General features: G+C 49.9%; 18 protein-coding genes and 1 riboswitch. Of the genes, 3 read left to right on the forward strand and 15 right to left on the reverse strand.

The features are described 5' to 3' along the window. Nucleotides 1-2 precede the first annotated feature (2 nt). Entirely contained in the window at nt 3-1,223 is a 1,221-nt protein-coding gene (locus tag HRQ63_RS15075) for a TraB/GumN family protein (protein WP_172245226.1), read from the reverse strand. A gap of 219 nt (nt 1,224-1,442) precedes the next feature. Between HRQ63_RS15075 and HRQ63_RS15080 the strand changes: the two genes are divergently transcribed. Further along, nucleotides 1,443-1,901: a nucleoside deaminase gene (locus HRQ63_RS15080; protein ID WP_172245227.1), complete on the forward strand. Its 459-nt coding sequence runs from the start codon at nt 1,443-1,445 to the stop codon at nt 1,899-1,901. A 39-nt stretch (nt 1,902-1,940) separates the two neighbouring features. Continuing rightward, a riboswitch (purine riboswitch) is annotated at nt 1,941-2,040 on the forward strand. A gap of 100 nt (nt 2,041-2,140) precedes the next feature. Next, on the forward strand, nt 2,141-3,949 hold the full coding sequence (ade, locus tag HRQ63_RS15085; RefSeq protein WP_172245228.1) for an adenine deaminase: 1,809 nt from the start codon (nt 2,141-2,143) through the stop codon (nt 3,947-3,949). A gap of 410 nt (nt 3,950-4,359) precedes the next feature. Here ade and HRQ63_RS15090 read toward each other — a convergent pair whose 3' ends face one another. The 10 genes from HRQ63_RS15090 to HRQ63_RS15135 all read right to left on the reverse strand — a co-directional run bounded on the left by HRQ63_RS15090 (nt 4,360) and on the right by HRQ63_RS15135 (nt 13,373). Next, nucleotides 4,360-5,235, reverse strand: coding sequence for a YitT family protein (locus HRQ63_RS15090; protein WP_172245229.1), 876 nt, complete (start codon nt 5,233-5,235; stop codon nt 4,360-4,362). Between the two features lie 120 nt (nt 5,236-5,355). Further along, nucleotides 5,356-5,760: a GNAT family N-acetyltransferase gene (locus HRQ63_RS15095; RefSeq protein ID WP_229714211.1), complete on the reverse strand. Its 405-nt coding sequence runs from the start codon at nt 5,758-5,760 to the stop codon at nt 5,356-5,358. A gap of 490 nt (nt 5,761-6,250) precedes the next feature. Beyond that, nucleotides 6,251-7,240, reverse strand: a complete 990-nt coding sequence (locus HRQ63_RS15100; RefSeq protein ID WP_172245230.1) for a hypothetical protein — start codon at nt 7,238-7,240, stop codon at nt 6,251-6,253. A 120-nt stretch (nt 7,241-7,360) separates the two neighbouring features. Then, nucleotides 7,361-7,825: a hypothetical protein gene (locus tag HRQ63_RS15105; protein WP_172245231.1), complete on the reverse strand. Its 465-nt coding sequence runs from the start codon at nt 7,823-7,825 to the stop codon at nt 7,361-7,363. Next, nucleotides 7,818-8,396, reverse strand: a complete 579-nt coding sequence (locus HRQ63_RS15110; protein WP_172245232.1) for a hypothetical protein — start codon at nt 8,394-8,396, stop codon at nt 7,818-7,820. Before HRQ63_RS15110 ends, HRQ63_RS15105 begins: the two co-directional genes overlap by 8 nt. A gap of 944 nt (nt 8,397-9,340) precedes the next feature. Continuing rightward, nucleotides 9,341-10,174 carry a hypothetical protein gene (locus tag HRQ63_RS15115; protein ID WP_172245233.1) on the reverse strand — a complete coding sequence of 278 codons (834 nt, stop codon included), beginning with the start codon at nt 10,172-10,174 and terminating at the stop codon, nt 9,341-9,343. A gap of 294 nt (nt 10,175-10,468) precedes the next feature. Beyond that, nucleotides 10,469-10,987 carry a hypothetical protein gene (locus tag HRQ63_RS15120; protein WP_172245234.1) on the reverse strand — a complete coding sequence of 173 codons (519 nt, stop codon included), beginning with the start codon at nt 10,985-10,987 and terminating at the stop codon, nt 10,469-10,471. Continuing rightward, nucleotides 10,962-11,579, reverse strand: coding sequence for an NAD(P)-dependent oxidoreductase (locus HRQ63_RS15125; RefSeq protein WP_172245235.1), 618 nt, complete (start codon nt 11,577-11,579; stop codon nt 10,962-10,964). Before HRQ63_RS15125 ends, HRQ63_RS15120 begins: the two co-directional genes overlap by 26 nt. Before the next feature lie 20 nt (nt 11,580-11,599). Beyond that, the gene (locus tag HRQ63_RS15130; RefSeq protein ID WP_172245237.1) at nt 11,600-11,926 is read right to left on the reverse strand and encodes a hypothetical protein; all 327 of its coding nucleotides are present in this window, start codon (nt 11,924-11,926) and stop codon (nt 11,600-11,602) included. 223 nt (nt 11,927-12,149) lie between these two features. Then, the gene (locus HRQ63_RS15135) at nt 12,150-13,373 is read right to left on the reverse strand and encodes an NADH:flavin oxidoreductase/NADH oxidase family protein (protein ID WP_172245239.1); all 1,224 of its coding nucleotides are present in this window, start codon (nt 13,371-13,373) and stop codon (nt 12,150-12,152) included. Between the two features lie 155 nt (nt 13,374-13,528). Between HRQ63_RS15135 and HRQ63_RS15140 the strand changes: the two genes are divergently transcribed. Next, nucleotides 13,529-14,122, forward strand: coding sequence for a TetR/AcrR family transcriptional regulator (locus HRQ63_RS15140; protein ID WP_172245241.1), 594 nt, complete (start codon nt 13,529-13,531; stop codon nt 14,120-14,122). A 110-nt stretch (nt 14,123-14,232) separates the two neighbouring features. Here HRQ63_RS15140 and HRQ63_RS15145 read toward each other — a convergent pair whose 3' ends face one another. The 4 genes from HRQ63_RS15145 to HRQ63_RS15160 all read right to left on the reverse strand — a co-directional run bounded on the left by HRQ63_RS15145 (nt 14,233) and on the right by HRQ63_RS15160 (nt 18,052). Next, nucleotides 14,233-14,811, reverse strand: a complete 579-nt coding sequence (locus tag HRQ63_RS15145) for a TetR/AcrR family transcriptional regulator (RefSeq protein ID WP_172245243.1) — start codon at nt 14,809-14,811, stop codon at nt 14,233-14,235. 104 nt (nt 14,812-14,915) lie between these two features. Then, nucleotides 14,916-15,614 carry an SDR family oxidoreductase gene (locus HRQ63_RS15150; RefSeq protein ID WP_172245245.1) on the reverse strand — a complete coding sequence of 233 codons (699 nt, stop codon included), beginning with the start codon at nt 15,612-15,614 and terminating at the stop codon, nt 14,916-14,918. A gap of 244 nt (nt 15,615-15,858) precedes the next feature. Beyond that, on the reverse strand, nt 15,859-17,154 hold the full coding sequence (locus HRQ63_RS15155) for an ABC transporter permease (protein ID WP_172245247.1): 1,296 nt from the start codon (nt 17,152-17,154) through the stop codon (nt 15,859-15,861). After that, nucleotides 17,147-18,052 (reverse strand): ABC transporter ATP-binding protein, encoded by a 906-nt coding sequence (locus tag HRQ63_RS15160; protein ID WP_172245249.1) that lies wholly within the window; start codon nt 18,050-18,052, stop codon nt 17,147-17,149. The genes HRQ63_RS15155 and HRQ63_RS15160 overlap by 8 nt, the downstream gene beginning before the upstream one ends. Nucleotides 18,053-18,094 lie beyond the last annotated feature (42 nt).

Here is an 18,094-nt window from a genome sequence, read left to right on the forward strand (position 1 = left end):
TTTTACTTGCGAGAAATCGTATAACCTTTGTCCTCAAGCAGCTTGAGCACGCCTTCGTTGCCCAGATAATGCGCCGCGCCTACGACGATGAAATACTCTTCGGCTTTGCCGCTTTTCAGGTAGCCGTCGATCTTGTCCGCCATGCCGACGTTGCGATCAACCAGCAGGGCTTTGTAGTATTCCGGATCCGCCGCGATGGCCGTGGTCATCTCGAGCAGAGCCTTTTCGTCGCCGCTTTTCCACATTTCGGCCATCTCGTCCGTGCTGTCCACGACGGTATCGAAGCCTTCGATCGCCGCTTTCAGATTACGTTCCTGAAGTTCGTCCGACAACCCGTTGAACATGCCGAGCTGGGATTCGTAAGTTTCCAGTTCCAGCACCGGAATTTTGTTTTTGACCGCTTGTTGGATGAAGTGCAGATCGATGCCCGCTTCGGCTTCGTAACCGGCTTCGCTCGTTTGCAGGCTGCCGATCGTCGTTTCGACGACCCATGGCTTGAATTGATCGAAAGCGTCGGCTTTGAGCCCGTTGGCTTTCAGCAGTTCGCCTAGTTCTTTGTACGTTTGTGCCGAGATATGGTCTTTCAACGTTGTTCCGTCCGTGTACGATCCCATCTCGAGCACCATTTTTTGCTGCGCTTCGTCGGCCGCTTTGCTCACGTCGATCTCGACGCCCAAATAATCGGCTTCAGCAAACGCTTTTTCAAACTCGTCGCGCAGCGGATAGAAGCTATCGTCCGCAATATGCATCGAGCCGACCAAGTATACGGTTGTCGGTCCGTTTTTCACTTCCCATAGGAAACCGCGCGCCGCCTCGCCCGTCGCTTTCGAGACCAGCAGAACGGTGTGGGTCTGACGGTCCCAACGAACGTCGTAGCCCGCCGTTTCGGCCAGGGAACGTACCGGGATAAACGAGACGCCGCCGATCAGCTGCGCTTTTTCTTTGAGCGTAACGGTCTTGCCGTTCACGACGATGCGCACCGTTCCGTTTTTGACGTCTTGCAGCTTGCCGCCCAGCGCTTCGACCGTCAGACGGACAGGCACGAGCGTGGTTCCTTTTTTGACGATCGCTTCGCCGTGCGAATAATCGATCGCTTTGCCGTTCACTTGGATACTCGTATCCGGAGCGGACGCCGCAGGCGTAGCCGCCAAGGCAGGAACCGAAGACGCGAACAAGCCGACGGAGACGGTCAGGGACAAGAGCATGTTTTTCCATGGTTTCATGTAGGTAGGTTCTCCTTAAAAGTGGGATATGAACAAACAGTTGTATTGCCTACTCTTTACCTTTTACCCAGATTCGCACAAAAAGTCGCATGCTTTTTCATGCAAGAAGGTGCGAGCATTTACAAAAAAGCCTTCGACCGCGTAGACTGATTCAAAAGCACTTGCTTCACCGAACGAAACGCTTCACTCTATTCGACGGATAACGGAGGTCATACGAGTATGAGCACGGATGAACAATTCATGAAAAAAGCGATCGAGGTCGCGCTGCAAGCCCGTCAAGAAGGCAACGAACCTTTCGGAGCGGTACTGGTCAAAAACGGCGAGATCTTGATGATCGGGGAAAATCGAATCCATACCTTTAACGATCCGACGCATCATGCGGAACTCGGGCTGATCCGGCAGTATTGCACGGAGCAGCAGATTTTCGATCTGAGCGAATACACGTTGTACACCAGCTGCGAACCGTGCGTGATGTGCTCGGGCGCCATGGTCTGGTCGAATCTGGGACGAATGGTCTACAGCGTCTCCCACGACCAACTTGCGGAGATCGCGGGCGGCAATATCATGATCGCATCCCAAGAAGTGTTCGAGAAAAGCCCGCAGCGACCGGAACTGACGGAGAAAATATTGAACGAAGAAGGCTTGAAGGTGTTCGAAGGGTACAGCTTTTCGCCTTGAGCTTTGCAATGCGACTTGATATAATCTTCCCAAATCGATCAACGCGACAAATTGCATACATGTATAACTCCGTAGATCAGGTACGGGGGTCTCTACCGGAAACCGTAAAGTTCCGATTACAAACAAATGCACGCCGGGCAGGCGTGTTTCGAGCGGTTTAAATCCGTTCGCATTTGCTTTGTAATCGGATTTTTTTATTTTTCAACCTATACCGGATCATGCCAAAAAGGAGCCTGTCCATGTCAACGAACTTTTCAGCTTTAAGCAAACGAATCGAGGTCGCGGCCAAACGTGCTCCTGCTGACCTTGTAGTCAAAAACGGAACCATCGTCAATGTATTTACCGGCGAAATGATGCAGGGCGATATTGCCATTGTCGACGGAATCATTGCGGGCATCGGCTCGTACGAAGGACGCGAATCGATCGACGCGAACGGCCGCATTGTCGTGCCGGGCTTTATCGACGGTCACGTCCATATCGAGAGCACGATGCTGCTGCCTTCGGAATTCGCCAAAGTCTCGCTGCGCCACGGCGTGACGGCCGTCGTCACCGATCCGCACGAGATCGCCAACGTCGCGGGCACGGACGGCATTCAATATCTGCTCGACGACGCCGAAGAGGTTCCGTTGGACCTGTTCGTCATGCTTCCTTCCTGCGTACCCGCAACCCCGACCGAAAACAACGGCGCGGTGCTGGATGCGGATAAGCTCGCGCCTTTCCTGTCGGACCCTCGCGTGCTGGGACTGGCCGAAGTGATGGACTTCCCCTCGGTCGCAAACGGCAGTCCGGGCATGCTAGCCAAACTGGACGCGATCCGCTCGGGCGGAGGGCTGATCGACGGCCATGCCGCAGGAATCGGGCGCGAGGATTTGAACATTTATAGGGCTGCGGATATCCGTACCGATCACGAAGCGGTGAATGTCGAGGAAGCGCGGGATCGTCTGGAACTGGGCATGTATCTCATGATCCGCGAAGGCACCGTGGCAAAAGACTTGAAGGCGCTGCTGCCTGCGATCACGCCTCGCAATTCGCGCCGCTGTCTGTTCGTGACCGACGACGTGCTGCTGGATGATCTAATCGAGATCGGCAGCATCGACCATTGCGTTCGGTTGGCGATCGCGGAAGGACTCGATCCGGTCACGGCCGTGCAGATGGCGACATTGAACGCTGCCGAATGCTTCGGTCTGCGTCATCTCGGGGCAGTCGCTCCGGGGTATCAGGCGGATTTCCTGCTGCTTGACGATCTGAACGACGTGAAAATTCATCAAGTGTATAAAAAAGGCCTTTGCGTGTTCGATCAAAAAAGAGATCCGAAGTTGGTTCCCGAACTGGACGAGAATGGCGAAGATACGACGGTTCCTTGGTGGCTTCAGTCGCGGCAGCCTATCGCTGCCCCCGATCCCGAACCGCGCATCGAGCTTCCTTCTCTGAATGCCAAATCGGTTACGCTCGAAGATATCGCGATTGCGCTGCCTTCTGGATCTCCGCAATGTCATGTTATCGAAGTCGTGCCGGGCAGCTTGATCACGGAGCGGAGCATTCAGGTTGTGGATGAGCAGGATGGGCTTTTCCAACCTTCCATCGAACAGGATCTGCTTAAAATGGTAGTCGTCGAGCGGCATCGGGCGACCGGAAATGTCGGGGCTGCGATCGTGCGCGGCTTCGGGTTGAAACGCGGGGCAATTGCGACGACCGTAGCGCATGATTCGCATAATATCGTGGCAGTCGGGGCGTCGGATGCGGATATCGTTGCGGCGATCGAGCATGTTGTCGCGTTAAACGGCGGGCTGGCGGTTGTGGAAGACGGGAAGTTAATCGCTTCGCTGGCGCTGCCCGTGGGTGGGTTAATGTCGGACAAGCCTTATGAAGATGTGTATGCGACGATGCGAGAAGTGAATCGTGCATTGCCTCGGTTGGGTGCTTCGGAGGAATTTAATTTGTTTTTGATGTTGTCGTTTTTGACGCTGACGGTGATTCCGGAGTTGAAAGTGACGGATCAGGGGTTGTATGAGTTTTCGTCAAACTCTTATATTAACGTAGTAGTGTAAAATGAGGCGCTGCGGGAGGGATTCGTTTCGATCGCGTGTTGACTTTGGGAAGCTGATTGAATTTTATAAGGAAGCTTCCCAAAGTCAAAGGCGAACGCTAACGCTTCTACACTGAATCCCTCCCTCCGCTGGGTTTGACGACAATGTGGTGGGTAGGAAAAGGCCGTTCCCGGTGTTTCGGGAACGGCCTTTTTGCGGTGCAAGTTCTACTTGCTCTACTTGCTCTACTTGCTCTACTTGCTCTACTTGCTCTACTTGCTCTACTTGCTCTACTTGCTCTACTTGNNNGCTCTACTTGCTCTACTTGCTCTACTTGCTCTACTTGCTCTACTTGCTCTACTTGCTCTACTTGCTCTACTTGCTCTACAAAAGTTTAAGCGAAATGCGCGTTTGCAACGCTGTTTTTAACTTTAGTGGATGTCTTTTTTCTTGAAATTGCCGCCTCGGACTTCGGCGACGTCGTAGACGACGACGAAGGCGTTGGGGTCGATTTCGTGGATGATTTCTTTGATTTTGCTTTCTTCCATCCGGTTGATGACGCAGGTGATTTCTTTGAATTGTTCGTTGCTGTAACCGCCGTAAGCGTCGGAGTACGTCGCGCCGCGGCCGAGGCGGTCGCGGATCGTTTCGACCATGATCTCCGGTTGGTTCGTGATGATCTTGAACGTTTTCGAGCCGCTGAGACCTTCTTCGACGATATGAATAACCTTGGAAGCGATAAAGTAAGCAAGAGCGGACAGGATCGCGCCTTGCAGGCCGAAGACGAAGGAGACGACGACGAACACGAACGTGTTCAAGAACAGGATCAGGTCGCTTGTGCCGAAAGGCAGCTTGCGGGACAGCAGCACGGCCAGCATGTCGATGCCGTCGAGCGCGCCGCCGTTACGCAGGGCCAGACCCATGCCGGTACCGATGATGATACCGCCGACGACCGTAACGAGCAGCGTATCGCCGTCGATGATCGTCGGGACATGGTGCATCAAGCTTGCGCTGATCGCGAGTGCCGCGATGCCGACGATGGAGTACAAAGCGAAGCTTTTACCGATCTGCTTGTAACCGAGCCACACGAACGGGATATTGATGATACCGATCAGAAGGCCGAGCGGCAGGCCGAACAACTGGGAACCCACGATGCTCAGGCCGGTCACGCCGCCATCCGACACTCGGTTGGGAATAAGTACGGCTTCAAGGCCATACGCGGTAATAACGGCACCGATCACGATCAACAACACTCTGGAAAAAATCTTCAACAGCTTGTTTTTCTTTGACGTTTTCTCTTGCCCCATGCTGGTTTCCCCCTTCGAAAAAAAACACTAACATCTAGTTTATACCAACAGCTGCCTTCCGGGCAAACCAAAACGGGACTTCCTGCCGATCCGACAAGCCGCCCCGCCTCCTTTTTCCCATTAATAAAAACGCTCCATGACCACGTACTGCTGGCCGCCTTTGTTGAACACGACCTGCGTCTGTTCCAGTCCGAATTTCTCGTAAAACGACACTTTATTGCTTCGGGCATTACAGCAGATATGCTTGACGCCTTTGCGCTTCGCTTCATTAAGGACATGGTTCAGCAGCTTGCTGCCGCAGCCCTCGCCCTGGCGGTCCGCCAGTGTGGCAAGTTTGCGGAACTGGGCGTCATTCCCCTGCACGAACAGCGATACGACCGAGATCACTTCTTTTCCGTCGAACAATCCGTAATGAATCCCTTCGTCGTCGTCCGGAAGCTTGATGTAATCGAACTCTTCCTGCGGCCACATGACCTGATGACGCAATTCCCATGCTTGTTCTTTGGTTATTACCTTGACTCCCACTTTCAATCAAACCTCGCATTCGAAATAATAGACTTGTTTAAAATAAAAAAGGACGCAACTTGCTTACCCTACTTTTACGGATAAGAAGGCGGCCGGTTTCGGTTTCATCCTGCATTGTACCATTTGTAAGGAAAATGTGAGAGGGGTGAAATGTAAAATTTTGAACGTTAGGCTTGGTATGAGCGACTATTTGAAAAAAAGAGACTGATCGGATAGTTTAACTCCACAGCCTCTTAAACGTTTTAAGTTGTTTTGTACGCTCTCGGAATGATTTCTTCTTTGCTGATTTTCCACCAAGACCTATTGGCGGAATACATTTCATACGCCCAAAATTCCGGAGTTTCGTGATAGATAAGACTCGTATCATCAGTCAGATCTTTACGGCTCCAAAAATCGTTGATTCGATCTACGGCTTCTTTTTCCGAAATCCCGAAATGTTTCTGCATTTCTTCAGCGATCTTACCCCTGCTCTCAATCAGCTATGATCTTCTCACTCCAACTCTTCCTCATGAGTGAATACCGTTTCCCCTTGCCCATTGACGCCGTAAGTGATTTGCCGCACCGCCTGCGAACGAATCACTGCCTGCCCCTGTTCGTCTACGTAGAATCGATATTGCTGTATAGGCGCACCCGATGCATCTGTCTCTTCGGTTACAATCTCGATTGCAACATCGTCCCAATCTCGTTCCTGCTGATGTTCTGCATCTTCCAAAGCCTGTACGGCATCGTCAACTCCTAGATAATCTCGGAATCGCTGCTGAATCGCTCTGGATGCTTTCTCTTCATAAGCGTCTCGATGCTCGAATAGCTGAATCCGAATCGCTCCTCCCGGCAGTTCCCGGATCTCGAACGCTTGATCGAAGGACACAAATCGTTCTTTGGGGATCATACGGAAGTAGTCCTTTCCATACCACATCATCCAGGTTGATCCGAACCAAATTTCGTTGAAGTAATTCGAGTAGCCTGGCAGGCTTTTTACATCAATTGTTGATAAATAAGCATTGTGATGGATAACTGTGACCCCTTCCAAAGAACGACCATGAAACTCATATTGGGCTGGATCCGGATTTTGCTGCCAAAACCCATCATTCTCAGGGTAGAGACAGGCGCAGATAGCGACCGAATCCTTTTCAAGAAGAGCGTCCGTAAACTGAATCCAATTCTCTAAATGCTCCTCAGCTTCTTTTACAATATCAATTGTGATAAATGAAGTCGTTTTTTGTTTATAGAAAAAAATTTCGTTGCCTAAATCATCATGCAAAGTAATAGCAAATGCATGTTTAAAAGCTTTCTCTTCTTTCTCTACATGCTTTGCGAAGTTGCTCTCACTAAACTGGGACTCTTTAAACTTATTAGCTCGATCTGTCTCATAACGTACCGTTTTAAAAAACGCTGCTTTTTTTAGGAAATCCAACATAAATGGAATCGTGAAGTTTTCGCTGCTGACATAGATTCTGATCTCTGCTGTTTTGGCTTTCATATTGTCATTGGTTCCTCCGATCTTTTCACTGAAGGGTTAATACAAAAAAAGGAACTGCTATGACTAGTAGTTACGAACAGTCCCTAATATTCATCCAATATTGATTAGAAGTAAAATAGTCTAACTCGATTGCTCAGACGCTATCAAAAAAGCATGTGCAAGTTGCAAGGGTTCTTGTTCATGGGGTGGGATAATGCAAGCTAGATGCTTTTGGTGAACAAAGCCTCGTCTTGGTATTTTTCGAGTCGGAGTAATTTCATATCCGTCTTCTGGAGTCCAACGGCAACTCACTAATTTTCTTCCTTTTACGGCTTGATTGTAGCTTTTGACCTTTAAATACTTTTCGATCGCCGATTGTTCAGGAAATTCCGCTTCAACCTTTTGAGAATAACAGCTACCGAATCCTTTTTTCAAACCTTCTTCAAGCTCTTCTTTCTTATAAGGAAACTTCAGCTCAAAAATGCTGTCAATATCAATCACTGCACCACGTGGTACCCAAATTCCGGTAGGTACAATAATCAAGTTTTCTTTTTTGTCTACATAGACACTTATTGTTTTGGACGTATAGTACAGATCGTTAAGCATAGTTTTCCCATCCTTGAAATAATGAAAGCATGGTCTTGTCGAAATTCCCTTCGATATAAGAACTGCACAGATTGAAGATCACCGTCGGAGGTTGCAGAGAACCGCCTTTGAACCCTGCGATCACAGCCTTATGAAAATAGACATCGGACTTCGGTTTGCTGACCAGAATCCAATGCAGATCGGGATATTTCGTCAGAAAGACTTCAGCAAAATACAAAGAGGCATCGACAATCAGAGTCAACGTGGCCGCCTCAAATTTCCACGTTTGCAGATCCGATCGTATCCATTCCGGTAATCCCTCTTTGGCGCGTTCCAATTCTTCATCTGATTTACGAATCGTTTGCAGCCGCGGTTTAATCCATTCCCATAGAACAACCAAAGATTGCGGCGTCTTGTCGAACAGCTCCAGCTTCGCAGTCTCGGAATATTCGATCGCTCTCAGCAATAATCGAATTCGATTCGGAACTTCCCCAACGAACCAATCAAAGTGTTGTTTAGCCTCCTTAGGAGTCATGATCGAATAATCCTTGACTTCAAAAGGCGGGACCATCATCGGGTAATCGTATCTCAACACTCCGCCTCCTGTTGTTCATCTTTTATTTCTTACGATCGAACAGCTTTTTTTGAAGTTCTTCAAGCCCAATCACAAATCTTGTATGCCATTCGTTGCCGGGACTCACAGTAGAATGTTTCAACATATATCTGACTTTTAACTTTCTGATGTCGCTTTGCAGCAGAGAATCGCTCTCGGTAGCATACTTGCTATCATCAAATCTATGTATAATCTTTCTCTCATGATCTTGGTAGATTAGACACTCCGAGAATATCTTACGATAAATATTCAGCACGAACCTTTTCCGAATAGTCTTTATGCATTTTCACACCTGCCTTCTTAACGAACTTTCTATGCAGAAAAGAGACCGTCGTGACCGATGACCACCAACAGTCTCCTGCTTTTTGTTTACGTAGTTTCGTGCTTTTATAGAAGGCTTTCTGACTTTAACTTAGTCTCATATGAATAAACTTCTTCTCTGGAATCTCAAGAATTTAATCATCAAATTCCTTTATCAAATCATCAAGAAAGTCAGCTCTTAAAACTTCCTTTTCCGCCCTAAGTTTGTTTAGAAGCAGATGTGCCGACACTGCATTTGTATTTACTTTCAAGTAACACATTACATTGTCAGTATTAAATGCGGTCCCTTTTTCACAACTCTTTATTTCTGCTTGGATTGACTGACTGAGTCAGTTCTCGCGCTTCCGCCATCGTAATATTTTCTTTATACCATATGTTTATTTCGTATCCTCGAAAATCCCCTTGGAAAAACCAACAAAATAATACCAACAAACATATTAACGTTGCGAAGAATAAGTTTTTTTGTTTTCTAAAGTCCATCTACTCCCTATTTTTCAGTGTAATAATATTACGACTTATTTACTTTTATTTCGAAACAAAAGTCCATTAATCGTCTGATGGTTTTTTCAACATGCAATGAACCATCGTAAACGATTTGCACATCAAACTCTATCACCGTCCGGCAACGTAAAAATAACATCCAGCGGATCTTTTCCTTCGAAAAGAGTTTCATACAACCTCAAGACTTGGTCAGATAGCAAATCTATACTTTCGTCATGAATTAACCTGGCTAACTCTTCGAAAATATGTCCTTCTCGATCATTGATGATGCCTCTTTCTATCCAAAGCAATGAACTACCTTCTTCAGCAAATGGCCAATCAATATGTGCACCTTCATAATCAAACACGAAATCAATTGAACTTACTTTTTCATATTTTGCGATAAGGGGGCTTAAAATCAATAGAAATTGAGCAAATATATATGTACGCTCCCTGATTTCTCTAGCTGCTTTCACTTCGGATTGAAGGTCTTCCGGTAAAATTCCCCACGAAGCAGCATTTAAATAGGCTAACAAAGCAATTGCGTATTTTGGGTCTTTCAACTTGCCAACGTTAATGGATATTTCAGAAACATCAATCCCAGATGCAATAAATCCGTTTAAACATCTCGCAGCATTATCCAAGACTGTAGCGTACTGATCGATCAAAAGAACGTATTCATCAAAAAGCTCGTGTAGCATTTCTTTATTCGCATTTCCATAAGTCGCTTCGACCAGTGTTTCGATAATAGCAGCTTTATTATGTGGGTCATTTGTTTTCGGTAGAACTTCTTCCCAAAGCAATTCAATGAAATCTTCTCCGTAATGATCCAATAAGCTCGAATAGTCTTTCAACCCACGCAGTAAAGCCATGAATGTTTCGAATTCTGGAGAACCTTCGTCACTCTGGACCAAATACTGAAAGACAACATTTATGTTTTGCTCGTTATTTGTCACGCGATTCTCCTTTTAATTGATCTGAGTTAAGTCATAATATTTAAGTTCGTACTTCTCTATTAACTTAAAAATAAGATCTGCGGTTTCAGGTTTTTCGGAATTCATAAACAGTCTCAAGTTATAGTCCTCCGCGGTTTCGTAACAATCAAATGCGCAAACAAAACTGGCGAACTCATACTTCTTGGATAGAACCACTCCTTTAAATAGCGGGTCTTCTTTTAAAGCAAGTTCCGTTTCATTGCGATTCTCCGACGAGTACCACCAAGTTGTAAAACGTTCATCTTCCGACAGCCATTAAGCTTCAGTGATCTGGACGGACAAAAAGTTTGTGCAAATGGTATTTTCAACAATAAAATCCGGTGCAGACTCTGCTAATTCGCTGACCACGGCGTCATAAATGCAATGTTTGATAGAATCGATCAATGCTGCCTCGAACACCTCAGGAGCATTCAGAAACCTTTGGTATAACTGTTCGGTATCCTCCATCGTCTGTTTGACTGTGTGTTCCGACAATAACTTCTTTATATTCGCTTCTGTTTCTGCATGTTTATAGGATTCTTTAAAACCCAAGTAACCTTCTATAAAAGCTTCTAACAGAAATTCCAGATCCTCTGATGTTCCAGATCCATGATTCGCAGTAAGATGTTGAAATAAAATGATGTTGCCAGGATCAAACTTCAACAATTCTATCATTCCCAGCATTTTTGAATCCTGAAAAGCTCCTATATTTTCAATCTCGTAAAGTTGTTGATTTATTTTGCTCAGCAGTTGAATGTCTCCTTTTTGCTCAATACGCAATGCCCACACGAGCATGAATATACTGCCGATCCTTAATCTGACCATACACAAACTCCGCCGTATCCCCCACCGTGATCCGTTCACCGCCTTCCGGCAGTTTATCCCGCTCCATCCGATATCCGCCTACTGCTTCCCCGTCCGGCAAATACGTCGGGCAGCCGATCGTCCAGTCCAGTTCCGATGCTTGCAATAGCTCGTACACGCGGCGGTGCTCCTCGGCCGCGCGCGTCGATTTGCGTTTGGAATCGCTCGATTGATACCGCAGCAGCTCCGGCTCGGTCCGGCTTTGCAAAATCCCGGCGGTGCCGACCGTCACGATCCGCCGAATGCCGAACTCCCGCATGGCGTCGATGATGATCGGCATACTGTCGCTGAGCGTCGTTGTTCCGTCCGTGTTCAACGCGCTGATTACAGCCTGTTGCCCTTCCATGACGCGCCGAATATCTGCAGCGTTGCAGGCATTTCCCTTATTGACTGTCAGCCCTTCGCGGGCTCGAACCTTGCCTGGATCGCGCACGAGCGCCGTCACTTCATGTCCGTCGCGTAAAGCATGCTCAACGATCAAACTGCCGACTCGCCCGGTTGCGCCTAATATAAGAATACGCATACGTTCATTCCCTTCTATAACTACTCCAATACGAAATAATCGTCTTCAACCGTACCGTCAAAAGCCAACCACAATTCGTAATAGCCGATTTTTTTATCCTGATATCGAATAGGCATGTAGACTCTCACATGATTATAATTCAAATCCGGATAGTTCAAGTAACTGATGGAAACGGATTCGACCTTTAACAGGAGCTTGGACGGATCAAAATTCGAAAAGTACTCCTGATATTCGTCCGGCTCCTCCGTTTTATAATTGTTCAGACTTAACCAAAAACTGTCATGACATCGTTTTTCCGCATCGTGTTTGACCAACCACTCTTTAAGATCGTCTGCGCTGAACAGCACGCTCACTCCTTTCTCAACCGTTCATTTAATTTCCCGCATAAAAAGAGACCCTTCATCGAAATGAATGATCTCTTTTTATGCACTCTTCTCATACTCTATGTTAAGCCAAATCGAGACCAGACCCAAGCCTCATTTATTCTTAGGCAAGCCGCACTGCGGAACCGGTCATCATTCCGGCAGCGGGAAAACGAGTGTCCTTTTTTTGATGCGATGTCCTGTCCGCTCAATTCGAACGTCGCGGCATGAACGCCGCGATGCCCTGCTCGCGAAGCGTATGCAGCAGCGGGTCCCAGCCGTTCGTATGCAGCTTGACCGGCTTGCCTTGCGCGATGCGCTTCATCTGCTGCTCGTAATAACTTAATCCGATCATCGCGCCGAGCCGGCGATCCAATGACGGGAAGCCCGTCGTCAGCCGCTGCGTGTTGACCGTGTCGTAACGGCCTTCCAGTATGCGGTTCGGGATATCCGGCACCAGAGCCAAAGGGCGCGCGATGCCGATCATGGTGGTATTGTCCGCAGTCAACGCTTCCTCCATGCCCGCCTGCGAGCGGAATCCGCCCGTGACGACGATCGGCACGTCGACCAGGGAACGAATCCGCTCCGCATACTTCAGGAAAAACACTTCGCTGTCGTCATCGGCAGACATTTTCGGATTTTCGTAGTTGCCGCCGGAAATCTCGATCAAGTCGATTCCGCGCTTCGCCATTTTTTCCACGACCGCCAGCGAATCTTGCTCGGTAAATCCGCCTTCCTTGAAGTCGGACGAATTGAGCTTCAATCCGATCGGAAAATCAGCCCCCAACGCTCCGCGCATCCCGTCATAAATTTCGATCAGGAAACGCATGCGGTTTTCCCGGCTGCCGCCGTATTCGTCCGTTCTGCGGTTGTCCGCGGGCGACAGGAACTGATTGACCAGATAACCGTGCGCGCCGTGGATTTGAACGCCGGTGAATCCTGCTTCCTTCGCGATCCGAGCGGTGGTGACGAAACGCTTCACGATCGCTTTCACCTCCGCGTTCGCCAATTCGCGCGGAGCCTTGAACGCACGTCCGTAACTTCCCCCCATCGGAATCGCGCTCGGCGCGACGGGCTGCTTGGACATCGTTCGCGGCGACTGCTTGCCCGGGTGGTTGATCTGCATCCACAGATGGGTGCCGAACTGCGTTCCCGCCTGCGCCCATTGCTGAAGTTGCTCCATGTTCCGTCGATCCTCGATCGCGACGTTACCCGGTTCTCCAAGCGCGCCTCGGTCTACCATGACGTTCCCCGTGACGACGATCCCGGTACCGCCTTCCGCCCACTTTCGATACAGTTCGATATGCAAATGATTAGGCGAGTTGGATCGATCCGCCATCGCCTCGCTCATTGCCGATTTGAAAAACCGATTTTTAATTACCGCGCCGCCCGGCAAGGTTAGCGGCTGCGCCACTTTTAACAGGGTATTCATTGTCTCTGCTCCTTTTAAACAAACGTAAATATTTGGACACTTGTCAAGATCTCAAACTCATGATAAGCTTGCTCCCGACCTTCGGCAAGATTCAAATTCGGGCAAATGTCCGGTTTTGGACAGATTGCGAAATGTGTAAAAAAGGAGCATGCCCCATGAAGCGAGATTGGACGAAAAAAACGACCCGCGGCGCGCAGCGGACGCTGGATGCTTTTACCGCCGCCATGCTGAATGCACTCACCGGCAAACCGTTCGAACAAATTACCGTGAACGAGTTGTGCGAGAAAAGCAATTATCCGCGCGCTACCTTTTATAACTACTTCGACGATAAATACGATCTGCTGCATTACATCTGGCACTGCCTGAATCGGCAGATCCGTTTAGAACAGTATGAAGAAACAGAACCGGAGCAGCGGTTGTTCGTCTTATTCGACCGGGCTTACGATTTCATCGAAGCTCATCAAGGCACGCTGAACCGGATCATCAAGCATAATGCCAAGGAGAGCTTTTTATTGTTCCATTTCCGCGTTCAGTTGGGCGACCGGGTACGCGAAATGTTCGATCCGAATATTTGCCGCTACCGCGATCAAGTTCCGCACGAAATCATTGCCGACCATTATTGCAATACCGTGCTTTTGGTGCTCGAATGGCGATTTTTGCACGGCAATGACGGCTCCAAAGAAGATACGCTGCGTTACCTTGAACATCTGCTCGGCGCTTTGAACGCGAAGTCCTTGCATGAATTCTAAGCGTATGGCCGACAAAAAGGGACGCTTCCTGAACAAACGGAAACGTCCCTTTTAAAAATCTGCTTGCACTTTTGAGAACGATGATTCTACTATGCTCAAAAAAATCCGGCTTACTTCGTCAGAAATCGAGTCGCGCTGTTCATCACGCGAACCAACTTCTCTTTGTCGATCGCGGTTCGTCCCATCGCTCTGATGCCGACGGACAAAGCTTGCAAATACTCGGCCGTTTCTTTGGGCTCGCAGTCGGACGAAAATTCGCCTTCTCGCTGCCCCCAAACGATAATCCGTTCAAATAGCTCCTCCGTCGACGCAACGGAACAAAGGGATTTGACGTTGATTTCGGCATCGCGCGCGGCCAGTTCCGTCATCGCGTTCACGATCATGCAGCCGGACGGCGAATGTTCGGATTCGGCGATCATGAATCCAAATACGGATCGCAGCGCTTCGGTTGCCGTCCGGGCCTGCTTCGCTTGGCTATTCAGCGTCGTTTCGACTTTGCCGATATACCGGTCCATCGCTTGCAGGAACAACGAATGTTTGTCGCCGAACGTGTCGTATAAGCTTCTGCGATGAATCCCCATATGTTCGACGAGATCGTTCATTGACGTCTTCTCGTATCCCTGTTTCCAAAAAAGCATCATTGCTTTCTCCAATACTTCGTTGATCTCGAATTCCCTGCTCCTAGCCATAACGATCCCTCCCAAAATCAATGTATCATGTCGGGATCGATAAGTGAAGAATGAGCCGGTTCTGCCTATACGGCTTTGCGGAGCTGATCCGACCGATGCTTTTTTTACGCCAAATCCGGATACAGCGCGGCTACGCCTCCGGCCAAACCCTGTTGAACCTGACGGCTTATGTCGTCCGCCACGATCTCGTAAAGCCCGGCGTCGATGCCGTCGATCGCGATGCGCGCAATATCCGCAGGCGAGGACTTCGGCGCTTGAAGCCCTGCGGTCATGTCCGTGTCCATGAATCCCACGTGCAGGCCGGCTACCCGGATATTTTTGGGCGCCAATTCCAAGCGCAGCGCGTTCGTGATTGCCCATTGCGCAGATTTGGCGGCCGAGTAAGCGCCTTCCGCGCCGATGTTGACCCATGACAATACGGACAAAATATTCAGGATCGAACCGCCGCCGTTTTGCTCGATAACCGGCGCGAAGGCTCGCATCATCGATAGCGTTCCGAACGCATGCGTATTAAATTCTACATGAATGTCTTCCCATTTGCCCGTGAGCAGTGAAGCTCCCGTCGACGATCCCGCGTTATTGATCAATACTGTGGCGTCGCTGGCAATCCCGGCCGCAGCCGCCACCGATTCCGGATTCGTGATATCGAGCCGAAGCGGAATCGCTCCCGGCAGGTCGACCGACTCCGGGTTTCTTGCGCCCGCATAGACTTTCGCTCCTCTGGCCAAAAGCTCGAGCGCCAATTGTTTGCCCAGTCCCCGATTCGCGCCGCTTACGATTGCTACTTGTTTAGAAATATCCATTTTCTGTTCTCCTTTTTAGAACGTTTGTTCTCAAAATGTCAAAAAAATAAGCATTTACTTCTGACGCAGCAGTTTCATCTATCGGCAACTGCGGCGTTACGGCTTGCAGGTGTGTCTTTTCGTACGTAGTATATTCCTTTTGAGAACGATCGGTCAACTATTATTTCTCTCTTCTTTTCCCGACAAAAAATCGCAAGCCGGCTATAGATAGCTATAGCCGCTTGCGGTCGAAGTGAACGATCTTTTAAATTTTATACGCCTTCATCGCTTTGCGCAGCTCTTTCATCGAAGGACGCTTGCCATACATCAGCACGCCCGTCCGGTAGATCTTGGCCGACAGCCAGCCGAAGAAGAAGATCGAAGCGATCAGCAGCACGAGCGACAGCAGGATCTCCCAGAACGCGATCTCGCCCAGGCCGATCCGCGCGATCATGGTCGTCGGCGACGTGAACGGCACGAACGACGAAATTTTCATCAGCAGCGAATTCGTGCTGTTCAAGCTGAAAATCCCGATATAGAACGCGGCCAGCGACAGCATGGTCAGCGGCGTGACCGCTTGGCCCAAGTCTTCTGTGCGGCTGACGATCGATCCGACAGCGGCATACAGCAGCGCGTACAGGAAGTAGCCCAGGATGTAGAAGATCAGGCCGTAGCCGAGCACGTCCAGCGGCATTTGCGAAAAGTCGAGATCGAAACCGGCCAGCACGTTGCGGTTATGCGGCAGCATCAGATTGATCGCGATCGTGACGCCGAACACCCCGATTTGCAGCAATCCGACCAGGAACACCCCGATGACTTTGCCGAACATTTGCGTCAGCGGCGATACGCTCGTGATCAGGATCTCCATGACGCGCGAGCTTTTCTCCGACGTGACTTCCGACGCGATCATGTTGCCCGTCAGCATCGCCGAGAAGAAGAACAGCGTCATTAGCACGTACACGGTGATAAAGTTCATCGGATTGAACTTGTCGCTTTCCGGTCCGTCGGTCGGCGGCGTTTCCGTTCCTGCCGATTGGTCGTAGCTGGTCGCGCCGAGCCGAACCGGCGTGGTGAGCTGCGCGATCTGATCGTCGCTCAGCGCGCCTGCCGTGATGAAGCGCGTTTTGGCGCTTTCCAAGGCGGGCTGCAGGACAGCCTGCACGTCGGCCGGCACGGAGCCGCTCTCGGAGACGAACTCCACGGCCGGGAACGCTCCGCCTTCGCTCGGGGCGATGGTCAGGTAGCCTTTCAGCTCCTGCTCTTTCGCTTCCGCGTTCAACGCGGCCGTATCCGCGCCTTGCAGAGCGACGAATTCAATCTCGTTATCCGGCAGCGCCGACACGTACTCTTCGATCTGCTGCGTGATTTCCGTCTGTCCGCCGTCCGCAATCCCGATCTTGTTGCCTGCGGCGTCGTCCCCGCCCGTAAAGAGCTGGATAAAGAACGGCACATGAATCCCGATGGTCATCAACAGAGCCAACAGCAGCGTCGTGATCACAAAGGACTTGGTGCGCACCTTATTTTTAAACGTAAAGCCGATCACCGTTCCCAGTCTATTCATTGCGCTCACCTACCGATCGAATGAAGATTTGGTTCAGCGTGGGTTCTTTCACTTCGAAATGCCGGACCTCGCTTTGGCTCATCGCTGCCGTCAATACGGGCACCGCGGCCGATTCGTCCGAAATCCGCAGCAGGTAGCCGTTCGGATCGCCTTCGATCCCCGTTACGCCGGGAATGGCATCCAGCCCTTCAACAGCCGATGCGGTCTTCAAAAGAATCTGCTCGCGCGGGAAGCCGTTTTTGATTTCGCGGATATCGCCTTGCAGCACGGTCTTGGAACGATCCAGAATCGTAATGTTCCGGCATAGCTCCTCGACATGCTCCATCCGGTGCGTCGAGAACAGAATGCTCGCGCCCTCGTCCCGCAGTTCTTTTACCGCCAGCTTCAGCAGCTCGACGTTGACCGGGTCAAGGCCGCTGAAGGCTTCGTCGAGAATCAGGATTTGCGGGCGATGCACGACTGCCGCGATAAAACCCATTTTCTGCTGATTGCCCTTGGACAGTTCTTCGATCCGTTTGTCGTAATACTCTTCGGCTTCGAACTTTTTCATCCAATAACGAAGGTTCTTGTCCGCTTCCGCTCCGTCCATGCCGCGCAGCTTCGCCAAATACACGATCTGCTCGCTTACCTTGACCTTCGGATAAAGTCCCCGTTCTTCCGGCAGATAGCCGACCATACGCTGCACGTCGCCGCCGTACGGACGTCCTCCGTATGTAATCGTCCCGTCGTCGGGATAAATCAGTCCCAGCACCATGCGCATCGTCGTCGTTTTGCCCGCGCCGTTGGCTCCGAGCAATCCGTAAATTTCGCCTTCCTTCACCCCGAGCGAGATTCGATCCACCGCCGTCTTATCGCCGTAGCGCTTTACTACATTCTGCAAAATCAGTCGATCCGTCATCTTCATCCTCCCTCTCCGTTTTCGCGGATTCGTGGATGTCCG

The organism is Saccharibacillus endophyticus, assembly GCF_013185185.1.
Taxonomy (GTDB): Bacteria; Bacillota; Bacilli; order Paenibacillales; family Paenibacillaceae; genus Saccharibacillus; species Saccharibacillus endophyticus.